Source organism: Lysobacter sp. A286, assembly GCF_054052105.1.
Map to the genome: position 1 here is coordinate 1,508,241 of NZ_JBSVRJ010000001.1, position 15,751 is coordinate 1,523,991.

At 65.7% G+C, this 15,751-nt stretch carries 12 protein-coding genes; 5 read left to right on the forward strand and 7 right to left on the reverse strand.

Going from position 1 to position 15,751, the window contains the following annotated elements:
- Positions 1-8 precede the first annotated feature (8 nt).
- The 5 genes from uvrA to ACW7G0_RS06965 all read right to left on the reverse strand — a co-directional run bounded on the left by uvrA (position 9) and on the right by ACW7G0_RS06965 (position 8,628).
- A complete protein-coding gene (uvrA, locus tag ACW7G0_RS06945; RefSeq protein ID WP_456989476.1) occupies positions 9-2,540 on the reverse strand; it encodes an excinuclease ABC subunit UvrA in 2,532 nt (843 codons plus the stop codon).
- Between the two features lie 16 nt (positions 2,541-2,556).
- On the reverse strand, positions 2,557-4,059 hold the full coding sequence (locus tag ACW7G0_RS06950; protein ID WP_456988551.1) for a 2OG-Fe(II) oxygenase: 1,503 nt from the start codon (positions 4,057-4,059) through the stop codon (positions 2,557-2,559).
- A gap of 84 nt (positions 4,060-4,143) precedes the next feature.
- Positions 4,144-6,027 carry an ATP-binding cassette domain-containing protein gene (locus tag ACW7G0_RS06955; protein WP_456988553.1) on the reverse strand — a complete coding sequence of 628 codons (1,884 nt, stop codon included), beginning with the start codon at positions 6,025-6,027 and terminating at the stop codon, positions 4,144-4,146.
- A gap of 350 nt (positions 6,028-6,377) precedes the next feature.
- Complete coding sequence (locus ACW7G0_RS06960; RefSeq protein ID WP_456988555.1) at positions 6,378-7,937, reverse strand: protein adenylyltransferase SelO; 1,560 nt, start codon at positions 7,935-7,937, stop codon at positions 6,378-6,380.
- 10 nt (positions 7,938-7,947) lie between these two features.
- Positions 7,948-8,628, reverse strand: coding sequence for a glutathione S-transferase (locus tag ACW7G0_RS06965; RefSeq protein ID WP_456988557.1), 681 nt, complete (start codon positions 8,626-8,628; stop codon positions 7,948-7,950).
- A 127-nt stretch (positions 8,629-8,755) separates the two neighbouring features.
- On the opposite strand from ACW7G0_RS06965, the gene ACW7G0_RS06970 reads away from it, so the two are divergent.
- Both ACW7G0_RS06970 and ACW7G0_RS06975 read left to right on the forward strand, forming a co-directional pair.
- Positions 8,756-8,926 carry a hypothetical protein gene (locus tag ACW7G0_RS06970; RefSeq protein WP_456988559.1) on the forward strand — a complete coding sequence of 57 codons (171 nt, stop codon included), beginning with the start codon at positions 8,756-8,758 and terminating at the stop codon, positions 8,924-8,926.
- A gap of 165 nt (positions 8,927-9,091) precedes the next feature.
- The gene (locus tag ACW7G0_RS06975; protein ID WP_456988560.1) at positions 9,092-11,275 is read left to right on the forward strand and encodes a DEAD/DEAH box helicase; all 2,184 of its coding nucleotides are present in this window, start codon (positions 9,092-9,094) and stop codon (positions 11,273-11,275) included.
- Here the strand turns inward: ACW7G0_RS06975 and ACW7G0_RS06980 are convergent.
- A complete protein-coding gene (locus ACW7G0_RS06980; protein WP_456988562.1) occupies positions 11,262-12,176 on the reverse strand; it encodes an RluA family pseudouridine synthase in 915 nt (304 codons plus the stop codon). The two genes, ACW7G0_RS06975 and ACW7G0_RS06980, sit on opposite strands and share 14 nt — an antisense overlap.
- Before the next feature lie 210 nt (positions 12,177-12,386).
- Here ACW7G0_RS06980 and ACW7G0_RS06985 point away from each other — a divergent pair, with 210 nt between their 5' ends.
- From ACW7G0_RS06985 to ACW7G0_RS06995, 3 genes are all read left to right on the forward strand, one after another.
- Positions 12,387-12,908 carry a DUF4142 domain-containing protein gene (locus ACW7G0_RS06985; RefSeq protein ID WP_456988564.1) on the forward strand — a complete coding sequence of 174 codons (522 nt, stop codon included), beginning with the start codon at positions 12,387-12,389 and terminating at the stop codon, positions 12,906-12,908.
- Positions 12,909-12,977: 69 nt separating this feature from the next.
- Complete coding sequence (locus ACW7G0_RS06990) at positions 12,978-13,523, forward strand: YaeQ family protein (protein ID WP_456988566.1); 546 nt, start codon at positions 12,978-12,980, stop codon at positions 13,521-13,523.
- A 19-nt stretch (positions 13,524-13,542) separates the two neighbouring features.
- Positions 13,543-14,751 carry an NAD(P)/FAD-dependent oxidoreductase gene (locus tag ACW7G0_RS06995; RefSeq protein ID WP_456988567.1) on the forward strand — a complete coding sequence of 403 codons (1,209 nt, stop codon included), beginning with the start codon at positions 13,543-13,545 and terminating at the stop codon, positions 14,749-14,751.
- Between the two features lie 26 nt (positions 14,752-14,777).
- On the opposite strand, the gene ACW7G0_RS07000 is transcribed toward ACW7G0_RS06995, so the two are convergent.
- Entirely contained in the window at positions 14,778-15,635 is an 858-nt protein-coding gene (locus ACW7G0_RS07000; RefSeq protein WP_456961309.1) for a PA4780 family RIO1-like protein kinase, read from the reverse strand.
- Positions 15,636-15,751: the final 116 nt, after the last annotated feature.

Here is a 15,751-nt window from a genome sequence, read left to right on the forward strand (position 1 = left end):
AACCCGGCTCAAAAACCGCAACACGCTGCCAGGAAGGGCGCAGTCCGGCCCTGTCGCGATTGGCAGACCTCCTGCGGCGTGCCCTGCACCACCACCTTGCCGCCCTCGTCACCGCCGCCAGGACCGATGTCGATGATCCAGTCGCTGGCCGCGGCCACGCGCATGTCGTGCTCGACCACGATGACGGTATTGCCCGCCTCGACCAGCCCGTCCAACTGCCGCATCAGCACGTCCACGTCGGCCGGATGCAGGCCCGTGGTCGGCTCGTCCAGCAGGTAGAGCGTGCCCCGCCGGTGCGCACGTTGCAGCTCACTGGCCAGCTTGATCCGCTGTGCTTCTCCGCCCGACAGCTCCGTGGCCGGTTGGCCCAGGCGCAGATAGCCCAGACCGACCTCGCGCAGCACCTTCAGCGGCCGCACTACCGGCGGGTCGCCGGCAAAGAAGTCAGCGGCGGCATCCACGGTCAACGCCAGCACCTCGGCGATGTTGCGGCCGCGGTAGCTGACCTCCAGTGTCTGGGCGTTGTAACGGGCGCCATGGCAACTGGGGCAAGGCGCGTAGACGCTTGGCATGAACAGCAATTCGACGCTGACGAAGCCCTCGCCCTCGCAGGTGTCGCAGCGGCCCTTGGCAACATTGAACGAAAAGCGGCCCGCATCGTAGCCGCGCTCGCGCGCCTGGGGTGTCGCCGCAAACAGCTTGCGCACATGGTCGAACAGGCCGGTGTAGGTGGCCAGGTTCGAGCGCGGGGTACGACCGATCGGTTTCTGGTCAACGGTGACCAGACGCTTGATCTGGTCGAGGCCTTCGGTGATGCGGCCGCCACGGGTGACGGGCGCCGGCTCGAGCCGCTCGGCATCGTCCGCGTCGGCACGGACCGACTGGCCAAGGTGCCCGGACAGCAGTTCGACCAGTGCCTGGCTGACCAGGCTGGATTTTCCCGAGCCGGACACGCCGGTGACGGTGGTGAACACGCCCAGAGGGAATCCGACGCCCACCCCGTCCAGGTTGTTGCGGCTGACGCCCTCCAGCCGCAACCAGCCCGTCGGCGTACGCGGTACCCGCACAGGCACAGCCGCACGGTCGAACAGGTAGCGCGCGGTCTGCGAGTCGGCGACGCCCGACAGCCCATCCGGCAGCCCGCTGTACAGCACCCGGCCGCCGTGCTCGCCCGCCGCCGGGCCGATATCGACCAGCCAGTCCGCACGGCGGATGACATCGGTCTCGTGCTCGACTACGAACAGCGAGTTGCCCGCGTCCTTCAGCTGCTCCAGCGCCGCCAGCAGCGCCTGGGTATCGGCCGGATGCAGGCCGGCGGACGGCTCGTCGAGGACGTAGACCACGCCGAACAGGTTGGACCGGATCTGGGTCGCCAGCCGCAGCCGCTGCAACTCGCCCGGCGACAAGGTCGGCGTGGTGCGCTCGAGCGTCAGGTAGCCCAGTCCGAGCTCGACGATGATCCCGATCCGCGCCAGCAGGTCGTGCGCGATGCGCTGGGCCACCACCGCCTGCTCGGGGTGCGCCTTGGCCTGCTGCACATCGACCGGGGCACCGTCGGCGACCGGCTGCAGCAATCGGGCCAGTTGTTTCAATGGCAGCCGCGACAACTCGCCGATATCCAGCCCGCCGAAGGTCACCGACAGCGCCTCACGCCGCAACCGCTTGCCTTCGCACAGCGGGCAGGTGGTGCTGACCATGTATTGCGCGACGCGCTTCTTGATCATCGCGCTCTGGGTGTGCGCGAAGGTGTGCAGTACATAGCGCTGCGCGCTGGAGAACGTGCCCTTGTAGCTGGGGTTGTCGCCGCGATCAAGCGCCGCGCGCGTCTGCGCCGGCGTCAGGTCCCGGTAGACCGGCACCACCGGCTGCTCGTCGGTGAACAGGATCCAGTCGCGTTGCGCCTGCGGCAGCTCGCGCCAGGGAACATCGATGTCGTAGCCCAACGTGACCAGGATGTCGCGCTGGTTCTGCCCGTGCCAGGCCGGCGGCCAGGCGGCCACCGCACGTTCGCGGATGCTCAGCGAGTCATCGGGCACCATCGACCGCTCGGTGACCTCGTGCACAGAGCCCAGGCCGTGGCATTGCGGGCAGGCGCCCTGCGGCGTGTTGGGCGAGAAGCCATCGGCGTAGATGATCGGCTGCCCCGGCGGGTAGCGGCCGGCGCGTGAATACAACATGCGCAACGCGTTCGACAACGTGGTGACGCTGCCGACCGAGGAGCGTGTGCTGGGCGTGCCACGCTGCTGTTGCAGCGCGACCGCCGGCGGCAGCCCTTCGATCGAGTCGACCTGGGGTATTCCGGCCTGGTCGATCAACCGGCGCGCGTACGGCGCCACCGAGTCCAGGTAACGACGCTGCGCCTCCGCATACAGGGTGCCAAACGCCAGCGATGACTTGCCCGAACCTGACACCCCGGTGAAGACCACCAACGCATCCCGCGGGATATCGACGTCGACATCCTGCAGGTTGTGCTCGCGCGCGCCACGTACCTGGACGAAGCCGCTGCGGTCACGGACGCAATGGCTGGGGGGCGCAGGGATACTCAGTTCGTCCGACTCAACGCTGCGGCGCCCGATACAGGCAGTGCTCGCGCAGGGTCGAGCGCCACAGCCATTTCTCACCCTGCCGCACCGGCTTGCCGGTGTGCAGCGACTGTTCGTCGGCGCTGCCATCGGGGGTCACGTTGTAGTGCAGCACGCCCATGCCCGGCGCGCCCTTCACCGTGATCCCCGCATGCTCGTAAACCGTTTCGCCGCCTTGTTCGGGCACTCGCAGGTACAACAGGAACGTGGCGATGCGCTGGCCACCAAAGTCCCTGCCCTCGGCACGGTTGATTTCGATCTGCTCGGACGAGAAGTAATCGACATGCGGGCGGTACTCCTCGCCCGGCTGGTAGCGGATCACCGAGCAGGGTTCGAGCGCGTCGAGCTGCCAGTCAGTCATCGTCGCGATGCGGTGTTCGAGCCAGCGCACCACCGAGTCGGCCTGCATCGCGCCGACCGACTGGCCGCGCCCGCTGAAGTGCAGCACCTCGGCATCGTCGTTGGCGCTGCTGCTGCGGCGGTACTCGCTGGCCTGCTTCAATGATTGGGCCATCTTGTGAATCAGATGCGCACATTCCTCGCGGGACGCGAAAGCGCGGCTGATGCCGATCTTCGGGCGCTCGGCAAGCCATTCCCATCGGGGCGGCTGCGTCTGCAAAGCGGCATCTCCGCCAGCCACGCAGTCCAGCCGGCCGTGGTCGTCGATGCGAAGTGCCGGGTGACCAACCCCGGCAAAATGCGCCTCCAGCACCTGAACTACCGGGTTCGAATGCTGCCCCACCGCTGACCGGCCCGGCACCAACCGCTCCAGCGGCGCGCTGTCGAGGTTGGCCTTCAGGCGACCCTGCCATCGCGATGCTTCGGCGCCGAATTCAGCCTCGGGAGCGAGTTCGTCCGCGGCTTCACGTGCATCAGGGAAACCGCCATCGGCGGCGCGGTGCAGCAGCGCTCGGCCAAACGCGCCATCGCGCGCCACTCCGACGCCGAGCACGAAACGCAGGCCCAACGAGTAATACGCGGGCGGGTAGCCGAGGGCGCAAGCCCGGGCGAACGCAACCGTCGCAGTCGTCTCGGTGGCATCGCCAACACCCTGCGACATCAGGTAGCCGGCTTCCCATGCCGCCCGCTGGAAACCGTGATCGGCCAAGCGGCGTTGCAGTTCCAGCGCGCGCCGGGGCGATCGCTCGACGCCCGCACCTTGCAGATGGAGGTCGGCAAGGCGGTCGATCGCCGGCGCGAAACCGGCGCTCGCGGCCTGCCCAAGCCAGTGCGCCGCATGCACCTGCGCGTCCGGCCGCACCGGCACCTGGGTGAAATAGGCACCGAGGAACCACTGCGCCTGCTGGCCCCGCGGGCCTTGCGCCGCTTGCTTGAGCAGGTCCAGGCCGCGCTCGTGTTCGGCGGCGCCATACGGGTGTTCGCTCAACAGGCGATTACCCAACTCGATCCGCGCGCCGTCGTCGCCATCGCGCGCGGCCTGTTCCATAGTTTCGCGGTCGGGAGTCTGCATCTTCATGGGTCTCGTGGATGGTGACATCCCAGCATCGCACGTGGAAAAAACCTTGTCAGCGCGAGCGCTGGGGCGCCTGCGTCAACCGGCCTACTCCAGCTCGCCCCAGCGCGCGTACGCAGTTTCCAGTTCGACCTGGGTACTGGCGATGGTCGCGTTGTGGGCGTTGATCGCGGTGCTGTCGCGCTGGTAGAACGCAGGCTCGTTCATCTGCGCGGTAAGTCCGGCCAGCCGGGCCTCGAGGCTCTCGATCAGCGCCGGCAGCTGTTCCAGTTCGCGCGCATCCTTGTAACTGAGCTTGCGTTTGGGCGCCGATGGCGTGGTGACTGCGGCAGCGACCGGCGACACCGGCATCGAGGCCGAGCGGGCCGACGCCGGCGCGGTGAACTCGACCCGCCGCTGGCGCAACCAGTCACTGTAGCCGCCAATGTATTCACCCACGCGTCCGTCGCCTTCCATGACCAGCGTGGAGGTCACCACGTTGTCGAGGAAGTCGCGGTCATGGCTGACCAGCAGCAAGGTGCCCGGGTAGTCACCCAGCAGTTCTTCCAGCAACTCCAGGGTCTCCACATCGAGGTCGTTGGTCGGCTCATCCATCACCAGCAGGTTGGACGGCTGGGCGAACAACTTGGCCAGCAGCAGCCGGTTGCGCTCGCCTCCCGACAGCCGGGTGATCGGCGCGCGGGCCCGCTCGGGGGTGAACAGGAAATCCTGCAGGTAACCGATGACGTGCTTCTGCTTGCCGCCGACCTCGACGAACTCGCGGCCCTCGGACACGTTCTCCAGCGCGCTCCAATCCTCGCGCAAGGTCGCGCGGTATTGGTCGAAATAGGCAATTTGCAGGTTGCTTCCGGTCCGCACCTCGCCTTCGCGAGGCGGCAACTCACCCAGCAACACCTTGAGCAAGGTGGTCTTGCCGCTGCCGTTGGGACCGATCAGGCCGATCCGGTCGCCGCGGAAGATGGTGGTCGACACATCACGCATCAGCGGCTTGCCGCCAAAGTCGAACGAGACGTGCTTGGCCTCCACGACCTTCTTGCCCGAGGACTCGGCCTGTGCCAGGTCCATGCGAACGTTGCCGACGTGGTTGCGGCGCTCCATGCGTTCGTTGCGCATCGCCTTGAGGCGGCGAACGCGGCCTTCATCACGCACGCGCCGGGCCTTGATGCCCTGGCGGATCCAGATCTCCTCCTGCGCCAGCATCTTGTCGAAGCGCGCGTTCTCCTGCGCTTCCGCATTCAATCGCTCCTCGCGGCGGCGCTCGTAGTTGGCCCAGTCGCCCGGCCAACTGGTGACCTGGCCACGGTCGATTTCCACGATCCGGGTCGCCAATGCCCGCAGGAACCGCCGGTCATGGGTCACGAATACCAACGCACCCTTCCACGACGACTTGAGGAACTCCTCCAGCCAGTCGATCGCCTCGATGTCCAGGTGATTGGTGGGCTCGTCCAGCAACAGCAGGTCGGGTGCGGAGACCAGCGCGCGCGCCAGCAGGACCCGACGCTTCATGCCACCTGACAGGCCGGTGAAGGCCGCATCGCCATCCAGGCCGAGACGGTCCAGCGTCTCCACTACCCGTTGGTCGGCGCCCCAGCCGTTGGCGGTCTCGATCTTGGTCTGCACGTCAGCCAGGGCGTCACCATCGAACACCTCGGCATGGCTGATGCGGTGGTATTCGGCCAACCAGGCGCCCAGCTCGCCCATCCCTTCTGCGACCACGTCGAACACGCTGCCGGTCGCGTCCTTGGGGACCTCCTGCTCGAGCCGGGCAATCCGGCGGCCGCTCTCACGGCGAATCTCGCCGTCGTCGGGATGGATCGTGCCCGACAGCAGGCGCAGCAAGGTCGACTTGCCGGCACCGTTGCGACCGATCAGGGCGATGCGCTCGCCGGATTCAATGGACAACTCGACGTTCTCGAGCAGGAGCGGGCCGCCGACGCTGTAGTCGACGCTATTCAGGGTGATCAATGACATCCGCCCATTCTACTTGGCTGGCGCTGCCGAGAGGACGTTTCCGACCGGGCAAAGTGCATACTGCAGTGTGCGGCGTCCAACGTCCGCGTCGACCCAACTGCGGCACCCAGGAGAACGGCATGAGCAAGGGCATGGACCAGAAGAAAAGCGAGAAAAAGAAACCGGCCAAGACCATGAAGGAAAAGAAGGCTGAAAAACGCGACAAGAAGGCTGGCAAGGCGTTCGCGCCGACCTGAGCGGCAATGTTGATCCCGGCATTCGCGGGCGCTTCAATGAACCGAACCTGACAGGGCCCTCCCACTGGAGGGAGCCTGCCTCGCTCCACGCCTGTGAACCTGCGGTCCGCGCGCTCACGAGCTACATGACAGCATCGAGCACCCGGCCTTGTCGCGGGCCCAGTCAGGTCGCTTGGCCGCAAATGCCTCGCGGCCGGGCTGGTCGTCATACGGGCGACGCATGACCTCCAGCAATTCCTCCACTGCGCCCATGTCGCCGCCCGTCGCGCGGTCAATCGCCTGCTGGGCCAGATAGTTGCGCAACACGTAACGCGGGTTGGCAGCGCGCATCCGGGCCTGTCGTTGCAGTGGCTCCAGTGCATCTTCACCAAGGCGTCGTGCGTAGCGCGCCAGCCAGTCCTCAAGCGCCGGCATCGCAGCTGCACGCTTCGCGGGGTCGTAGAAAGACTCCGCAAACCGCTCCGGTGAAGGCGCGTCCGGTTTGAAGTCGATCAACTCCCGGAAGAACATCGTCATGTCGACTTCGGCCTCATGCAGGAGCTCCTGCAACGCTTCCATCAGCGCCACATCCTGGTCGCGACACTCTTCCAGGCCCAGTTTGCGTGCGGTGTTGTCGCGGCTCTTCGCATTCCACGTATCGGCATAGGCCTGCAAACCCTCCTGCAACGCCTCCACCCCGTCGAACAATGGCGCCAGCGCGCTGGCGAACCGGCCCAGGTTCCAGTACGCCACGGCCGGTTGCTGGGCGAATCGGTAGCGTTTGCGTTGGGCATCGGTGGTGTTGGGGGTCCAGTCCGGATCGAAGTTGTCGATCCAGCCATACGGGCCGTAGTCGATGGTCAGCCCCAGAACCGACATGTTGTCGGTGTTCATCACGCCATGCACGAAGCCGATCCGCATCCAGTGGCCGATCATCACTGCGGTACGTTCACAGATTTCCCTGAACCAGGCGCCGTACAACGCCTCGCCCTCGCCCTCCAGATGCGGGAAGTCGCGGCGGATGCAGAAGTCGACCAGTTGCCGCAACAGATCGATGTCCCCCCGCGAGGCAGGCAACTCGAAGTTCCCGAAGCGCAGCAATGACGGCGCTGCCCGGCACACGATCGCGCCGGGCTCGGGCGCGGGGTGGCCGTCGTAGAACATGTCGCGGACAACGGCCTCGCCGGTGGCGACCAGGCTCAACGCCCGCGTGGTCGGTACTCCCAGGTGGTGCATCGCCTCGCTACACAGGAACTCCCGCACCGATGAGCGCAGCACCGCGCGGCCATCGGCGTTGCGCGAGTATGGGGTCGGGCCGGCGCCCTTGAGTTGCAGCTCCCAGCGCTCGCCAGTCGCGGTGACCACCTCGCCCAGGCTGATCGCCCGGCCATCGCCCAACTGCCCGGCCCAATGGCCGAATTGATGACCGCCGTAGTTGGACGCGAAAGGCTGCATGCCTGGCAACAGCTCGTTGCCGGCAAAGATCCGCGCAAACTGCGGCGACGCGACGTCTTGTCCGGTGAAGCCAAGACTTGCGGCCATTTCAGCCGAGTGGGCGAGCAGCCGCGGCGCGACCACCGGCGTCGGCTCGACCAACGACCACAACGCGTTCTCGACCGACCGTATCCGTGAGCCGGACTCGGGGTCACCTGGCATCTCACGCAGGAACGCATTGTCAAATTCAAGCTTCAGCATGGCAGGGCGCTCATCGGACCGGCTCGAGTCCACCACTACGCTCCAATGCCTGCTGGTAGGCGGGTCGTGCGCGGATCTGGTCCAGGAAACGCTGCAGGTTGGGCCACACGGTTCCACCTGAGCGCGCCGTGGCCAGTTCGATCGGGATGCTCATCTGGATGTCGGCGGCGGTAAAGCGCTCCCCGGCAAACCACGGTTGTTTGGCCAGCTCGGCATCGATGTAGTCCATGTGCAGCTTGATCTGGGGGCGTACGAACGCCTTCAGGGTCTTTTCGGCAATGGCGCGCGCGACCGGCTTGGCGAAGAACGGCATCGGCGCCTGCTTCAGCCGCGAGAACACCAGGCTGAGCAGCAACGGCGGCATCGCCGATCCTTCTGCGTAATGCAGCCAATAGCGGTACCGAAGCTGCTCCGGATCATCCGCCGGCCCCGGCGCGGGCGATAGCCGATGGGCCTGATCGTGCTGTTCTATCAGGTAGTCAATGATCGCGCCGGACTCGGCCACCACCAGACCGTCTTCTTCCAGCACCGGTGACTTGCCCAGTGGGTGGATCTGGCGCAGTTCCGGCGGCGCAAGCAGCGTCTTCGGGTCGCGCTGGTAGCGCACCAGCTCGTAGCGCAGGCCCAGCTCCTCCAGCAGCCATGGCACGCGTTGTGAACGCGAATTGTCGAGGTGATGGACGGTAATCATGGATGTCACTCGGAAAGCCAGGAAACACCCCATCGTAAACACACTGGCGGAGACTGGCGGTGACCGCCGCCGCCATGAAAAAGCTGCATGCCCTAGACTGGTCGCATTCACCCGCAAGGAGATGCCCATGGCAAAGCCGAATTATTCGTTTGAGAAGCGACAGCGCGAGATCGCGAAAAAGAAGAAGAAAGAAGAAAAGCTGTCTCGCAAGCAGCCCGCCAGAACCGATACAACCGATACCAGCGGCGACGCAGCCGTCACCCCGACCAGCACCAGCCACACCCCGGACCAGGGCTGAACCAGCGGGCTGACCGCGTTGCCGGGTCTCCAATATGCGGAAACGGCGTGACCGACTCATAACCGGGCGCTAGCGGTTGATCGCGAAAGTTACACGCACACTGCCGGTGAGCGCTAAACTAGGCGGTCTACCCGACCGGCCTTGCCGGCGCTGCCGAGAATTGCGATGAGCGCCGAAACGCCCGCTTCCCCCGACACTTCAACCTCAACTTCACCGAACTTCACCGATCTGGGCCTGTCGGACGCGCTGTTGCGCGGGATCGCGGATCTGGGCTACGAGTCACCTTCCCCCATCCAGGCCGCGACCATTCCGCCCCTGATGGCCGGCCGGGACGTGATTGGTCAGGCCCAGACCGGTACCGGCAAGACCGCGGCGTTTGCGCTGCCGATCCTGGCCCGTATCGATCCAAACCAGTTCAAGCCCCAGGCGCTGGTGCTGACACCCACGCGCGAGCTGGCGATCCAGGTCGCCGAGGCGTTCCAGACCTATTCCGTCCACCTGCGCAAATTCAACGTGCTGCCCATTTACGGTGGCCAGAGTTATTACCCGCAGTTGCAGGCGCTCAAGCGCGGCGTGCAGGTGATCGTGGGCACGCCAGGGCGGGTGATTGACCACCTGGAGCGTGGGTCGCTGGACTTGTCCGAACTGCGTTACCTGGTCCTGGACGAAGCCGACGAGATGCTGCGCATGGGCTTCATCGACGACGTCGAGACGGTCCTGAAGAAGACCCCGGAAACGCGCCAGGTCGCGCTGTTCTCGGCCACGATGCCATCGCAGATCAAGCGCATCGCCCAGACCTACCTGAAAGACCCGGTCGAGATCGCGATCAAGAACAAGACCAGCACCGCCGCCAACATCCGGCAGCGGTACTGGGCCGTCAGCGGTGTACAGAAGCTCGACGCACTGACCCGGATACTGGAAGCCGAGCCGTTCGACGCCATGATCGTGTTTGCCCGCACCAAGCTGGGTACCGATGAACTGGCTTCCAAACTTGCCGCACGCGGGATTTCCGCCGCGGCCATCAATGGTGATGTGCAACAGCAGCAGCGCGAACGGACCATCCAGAATCTCAAGGACGGCAAGATCGACGTGCTGGTCGCCACAGACGTCGCCGCGCGTGGCCTGGACGTGGAGCGCATCAGCCACGTGCTGAACTACGACATTCCCTACGACACTGAAAGCTATGTCCACCGCATCGGCCGCACCGGTCGCGCGGGGCGCAAGGGCGAGGCGATCCTGTTCGTCGCCCCGCGCGAGCGCGGCATGCTGCGCTCGATCGAGCGGGCCACCCGGCAACCGATCGAGCAGATGGAATTGCCGACCATCGAGACGGTCAACGAGCAGCGCGTCTCCAAATTTCTCGACCGCATCACCGACACCCTGGCCGACAATGACCTGGGGATGTTCCGCGAGCTGATCGAGCGCTACGAACGTGAGCAGAATGTGCCTGCGGTGGAGATCGCTGCGGCACTGGCCAAGCTGTTCCAGGGTGACCATCCTCTGCTGCTGGCCCCGCCGCCGCCGCGCGCGAAGTACGAGCCGCGCCCGGATCCGCGCGGAGCCAGTCCCCGCGATGTCGGCCATCGGGGCCAGCCGCCGCGCCCGCCGCGTCAGCAACGCACCGCGGATCGCGATGCCGCCGCCCCGCGCAGCTTCGACGAGCGCCACGTGGCGCCACCGGCTCGTGAGCCCCGCGAACCACGCGACTTCGGCAACCCGCCGGCAGCGTCCAGCCACAGTCCGCGTTCCAGCGCTCCGCTCCCCGATCGCAACCCGTCGATCAACGCCGCGGAGGCCATGTTCTCGGAGAACGCCGCGCCGCCGCATCGCGCCGGCTCACGCCCAGAGCCGCGCCCGGAGCCGCGCAACACCGAGCGCCGTCCGCCGGAGCGCACCGCACCGCGTACGGAAGACATCGGCATGGAAACCTTCCGCATCGAGGTCGGTCACGATCACGGCGTGCAACCCGGCAACATCGTTGGCGCGATTGCCAATGAAGCCGACCTGGAAAGCCGCTACATCGGGCGTATCGACATCCGCGACGACTACAGCCTGGTCGATCTACCCCAAGGCATGCCGCACGAACTGATGGAGCACCTCAAGCGCGTCTACGTCGCTGGCCAGCCATTGCGCATCCGCCATGCCGATGCTGACGACGCCGGAGGCGGTCGCAGTGGCCCGCGTGCCAACGTCGCCGCGCGCGCCCCGGGCCCACGCGGACCGCGACCGCCGCATGCCGGAAAGCCGCATCCCGGAAAGCCACACTCGGGGCCCGCGGGCCGGTCGTCCGGCCCCAGGGATGGAAAACCTGCCGGCTTCGCGCCACGCAAGCCGTTCAAGCCGCGCTGATCGGCGCGCCAACCGCCGACAAGGTCCGCTGGCTCTGGAAGCTCCGCTGACGCCCGGTCAGCGGATCAACGAAAGCCAGCGACCTGGCCAGTAATTTCAGTGGGCGTGAGTAGTCATCTGCCGCGTAGTCACGCAGTACCGGGTAGAGGCCATCGTTGGCGATGGGTGCCCCCAGTGCGGCCATGTGCACGCGCAACTGATGCTTCTTGCCGGTGACCGGCTCCAACGCGTAGCGCCATGACGTCGCCGACTGTTCGACTACCTCGATACGGCTTTCGCTATTGGGTTCGCCCTCGATTTCAGCCATCCGGAAGAACGGATCACCCGTGGCCAGGCAACTGCGCCTGAGCAACGGGAACGCCGTGTCCGGCAGTGGCGGCGCCAGTGCCTGGTAGCGTTTGCTGATCCGGCGCTCCCGAAACAGCGCCTGGTAGGTGCCGCGGCTCCCGGGATTGGTCGACAGCAGCACCAGGCCAGCCGTCGCGCGGTCAATGCGGTGCAGCGGCACCAGATCCCTTATCCCCGTGCGCTGCATCAGCCGTGCCAGCAGGGTCTCTGCGACGAATCTACCAGCCGGTGTGACTGGCAGGAAATGGGGCTTGTCAGCGATCAGGATGTGCTCATCGAGATGGACGATGGTCTCCTGGAACGGGATGCGTGGCTCATCAACCACTTCCCGGAAGTATTGGACCACCGCTCCCGTGCGATGCCTGGCAGCGGCCATCAGCGGTGTCCCGTCAGCATCTAGCACCAACCCGCGCTGAAAGCGCTGCAACCATGCGTCCCGACCAATGGCCGGGAACCTGGCGCACAGCGCGTCCAGTACCGTCGGCCAGGGGCCGGGGGGCAATTGCAGGCGACTGGCTGCCACGCCATCAACGTTGAATGGGGCCGTCTTCACCCCCTCAGCTTAGCGGGGGGACACGCACGGCAGCGGGAGGGTCTTCGCGTGGCCTTCACGCGGCGTGCTACCGGTTCATCTAGATTCAGGGTTGCAGGTGAGCTCACTCCGCGCACCAAGCGCAGTTCGACAACCGTTGGAGGTACGACCATGTCCAGGAAAATTTCCTTCGCCATTGCCGCAGCCCTCGCAGTTGCTACATCAGGATGCATGCAATCCGAAACCGATAATGCGCGCTCCGCCCCGACCAACACACCAGACACCGCCAAGGCACAAGCCGGGGAGAAAGCCGCTAGTCCCGGCGAGACATTGGCCTGGCTCATCGCGATCGACCAGTACGAAATCACGGCCGCATCGCAGGCCATTGAAAAGCAGGTCGATGACGAGGTCGGCGCCTACGCCGATGCAATGCATATCGAGCATCGTCGCAACCTCAGCCAGACACGGGCGTTAGCAGACTCCTCGGGCGTGGACATCACCGATTCGGAGCCCTTGAAAACCTACCGTGGGGAAACCGAAAAAACGTTGACGCAACTGGGCACGCTGGAGGGCGAGCAGTACGCGACCGCCTACCTTGCGGCCATGGTGGACAGCCACACCGATGCGCTGGCATTGATTGATGAGCACCTGGAGACCATGGCCGAAGGTGCTATCCGGGAGCACCTGCAGGCAACGCGCGATATCGTCGCCGCGCATCGCGAACACGCGCAGCAATTGCAGGGAGACGGCTGAGGCGGTTGTCCGGACGGCGCCTGCAGCGCCTAGAATGGCGATCCCCTTCGTCAGGCAGTCCATGTCCCCATGGCGCTCAAATCCACCGTCGTAAAGGCCGAATTGCAGATCAGCGACATGGATCGCAATTACTACGCCACCCACAACCTCACCCTCGCCCAACATCCGTCCGAGACCGACGAGCGGCTGATGGTGCGGGTGCTCGCCTTTGCGCTGCATGCCGACGAACGGCTGGAGTTTGGACGCGGCCTCAGCGACGAGGATGAGCCGGGTTTGTCGCGGCGCAGCTATACCGGCGAGATCGAGTTGTGGATCGACCTCGGCCATCCCGACGAGTCGCGGATCAAGAAAGCCTGCGGACGGGCCCAGCAAGTGGTTGTGGTCAACTACGGCGGGCGCGCATCGGATATCTGGTGGGACAAGGTCGCCAGCTCGCTGACGCGCTTGAAGAACCTCACCGTGATCGACATCCCGGCCGAGGTGGTGGACGCATTGCCGGCCATCGGCGAGCGTGGCATGCGCCTGAACGTGCTGATCCAGGATGGTGAACTGCAGTTGATGGGCGAGCGCGGCAGCACGTCGTTACGGCCGACGGTGCGGATGGCGCCGCGCTAAGCCGGGAGCGCGCGACGCGATGGAGCACTACGACGTCCTGGTCATCGGTGGCGGTGCCGCCGGGCTGATGAGCGCGATCACTGCCGGCCGGCGCGGCCGGCGGGTACTGGTGATCGAGCATGCCAACCGGGTCGGCAAGAAGATCCTGATGTCGGGCGGCGGCCGCTGCAACTTTACCAATACCGGCACCAGCGCCGACAATTTCCTGTCAGGCAACCCGCATTTCTGCAAGTCCGCCCTCGCCCGCTACACGCCGTGGCATTTCATCGAGATGGTCGAGCGCCACGGCATCGCCTACCACGAGAAGGAGCTCGGCCAGCTGTTCTGCGACGTCTCATCCAAGATGATCGTGAAGATGCTGCTGGACGAGTGCAGCAACGCTGGGGTGCGGGTCGAGACCTCATGCGGTATTGACCGCGTGGTGCGTGGCGGGGACGGCATGTCCGAGGAAGCCGCGTTCCGGCTGCATACCGCTCGTGGGACATTCGCCGCACCGGCACTGATCATCGCTTGTGGCGGGCTGTCGATCCCGAGCATGGGCGCCAGCGGCTTCGGTTACGAGCTGGCCCGGCAGTTTGGCCACAATGTGTTGCCGACCCGCGCCGGCTTGGTGCCGCTGACGCTCAGCGGCAAGCACCAGCAACGCCTGGCCGACCTCAGCGGCGTCGCGTTGCCGGTCACCGCCAGTTGCAATGGGCAGGACTTCAGCAACTTCATGCTGGTCACCCATCGTGGTATCAGCGGACCGTCGATCCTGCAGATCTCGTCCTATTGGCAGCCCGGCGACGAGCTGCAACTGGACCTGCTACCCGGGCGCGACGCGCTGGCAACCTTGCAGCAGCTACAGACCGAGCGCCCGGCGGCCGAGCTCAAGACCGTGCTGGTTGATCTGCTGCCCAAGCGATTCGCCCAGCGGCTGTGCGAGATCTGGTTGGCGCAACTGCAACCGGCGCGACCGATGAAGCAGTTCAACCTGCCGCAGCTGCGCGAGGTCGCATCGATACTGGAGCGATGGCCGCTGGTTGCCAGCGGTACTGAAGGCTACCGCACCGCCGAAGTGACCCTCGGCGGCGTGGATACCGACGGGGTCTCTTCCAGCACGATGCAGTCCCGGCATGTCGCAGGGCTGTACTTTGTCGGCGAGGTGCTCGACGTCACCGGCTGGCTGGGAGGCTACAACTTCCAGTGGGCCTGGGCCTCGGGTCACGCTGCGGGCAGCGCGGTCTAACCACGGCCAAGGTTCAGGGCCGACGGTCAGTCTGCCTCGGCGGCGGCTTCGCGCCCCTGCTGGCGAATCAACGCCTCTTCGCGGGCATCGCGGATCGCCAGTTGCACGCTGTCCAGGTCGGCAGTGGACTCGTCGAATTCAAACTCTCCGGTGAGCTCGCTGTCGGGCCGCAATTTGCCTTTCTCGTACAAGGCCCACATTTCTTCCGCGTAGTGGGTAGACAGCAATTCGGGGGCAATCTTGCCCAGGCACAGGGTGAGGTTGTTGACGTCGCGCTGCAGCATCTGGCGGGCGGCATTGTTGCCCGAGGCGCTGACCACCTGCGGGAAATCGATCAGCACCGGGCCTTCCGGGCCGACCAGGACGTTGTACTCGGACAGGTCGCCGTGGATCAGGTCGATGCACAGCATCTTTACGACCTGGCGGACCAGATACCGGTGGAAGCCGCGCGCCTGGTCCGGCGCCAGCTCGACCTCGCCTAGCCGCGCAGCCGAATGGCCATCGGCATCGGTTACCAGTTCCATCACCAGCACGCCGTTGAAATAGCCTTTCGGATGCGGGACCCGTACCCCGGCATCGACCAGCCGGTACAGTGCATCGACCTCGGTATTCTTCCAGGCGGCCTCCTGTTCCTTGCGGCCGAACTTGGTCGCCTTGCCGATCGCGCGTGCCTGCCGGCTGCCGCGGACCTTGCGGCCTTCCTGGTACTGCACGCGTTGCTGGAAACTGCGCTGCGCCATGTCCTTGTAGACCTTGGCGCACAGGATCTCGTGGCCGGACCGGACCACGTAGACCGATGCTTCCTTGCCACTCTTGAGCGGGCGCAGCACCTCGTCGATCACACCTTCATCGATCAACGGCTGCAAGCCGGCGGGAGTCTTCATTATTGACGTTCGGCCTTCGGAGGACCAAGCAGTATGGGCGATTTTCCCCTCCGGTTTAACCGTCGCCCCAAACCGACCCCGGTCGCGGCCGCACGCCCGGCAGATCGGCTAGGCTC

Bases quoted from the DNA above. Each gene is read 5' to 3' on its own strand.
- ACW7G0_RS06970 (WP_456988559.1), top strand. From the start codon at position 8,756: ATGGCAAAGCCGAATTATTCGTTTGAGAAGCGACAGCGCGAGATCGCG.
- ACW7G0_RS07000 (WP_456961309.1), bottom strand. From the start codon at position 15,635: ATGAAGACTCCCGCCGGCTTGCAGCCGTTGATCGATGAAGGTGTGATC.
- ACW7G0_RS06975 (WP_456988560.1), top strand. From the start codon at position 9,092: ATGAGCGCCGAAACGCCCGCTTCCCCCGACACTTCAACCTCAACTTCA.
- ACW7G0_RS06965 (WP_456988557.1), bottom strand. From the start codon at position 8,628: ATGATTACCGTCCATCACCTCGACAATTCGCGTTCACAACGCGTGCCA.
- ACW7G0_RS06990 (WP_456988566.1), top strand. From the start codon at position 12,978: ATGGCGCTCAAATCCACCGTCGTAAAGGCCGAATTGCAGATCAGCGAC.
- ACW7G0_RS06960 (WP_456988555.1), bottom strand. From the start codon at position 7,937: ATGCTGAAGCTTGAATTTGACAATGCGTTCCTGCGTGAGATGCCAGGT.
- ACW7G0_RS06995 (WP_456988567.1), top strand. From the start codon at position 13,543: ATGGAGCACTACGACGTCCTGGTCATCGGTGGCGGTGCCGCCGGGCTG.
- ACW7G0_RS06950 (WP_456988551.1), bottom strand. From the start codon at position 4,059: ATGAAGATGCAGACTCCCGACCGCGAAACTATGGAACAGGCCGCGCGC.
- ACW7G0_RS06985 (WP_456988564.1), top strand. From the start codon at position 12,387: ATGCAATCCGAAACCGATAATGCGCGCTCCGCCCCGACCAACACACCA.
- ACW7G0_RS06955 (WP_456988553.1), bottom strand. From the start codon at position 6,027: ATGTCATTGATCACCCTGAATAGCGTCGACTACAGCGTCGGCGGCCCG.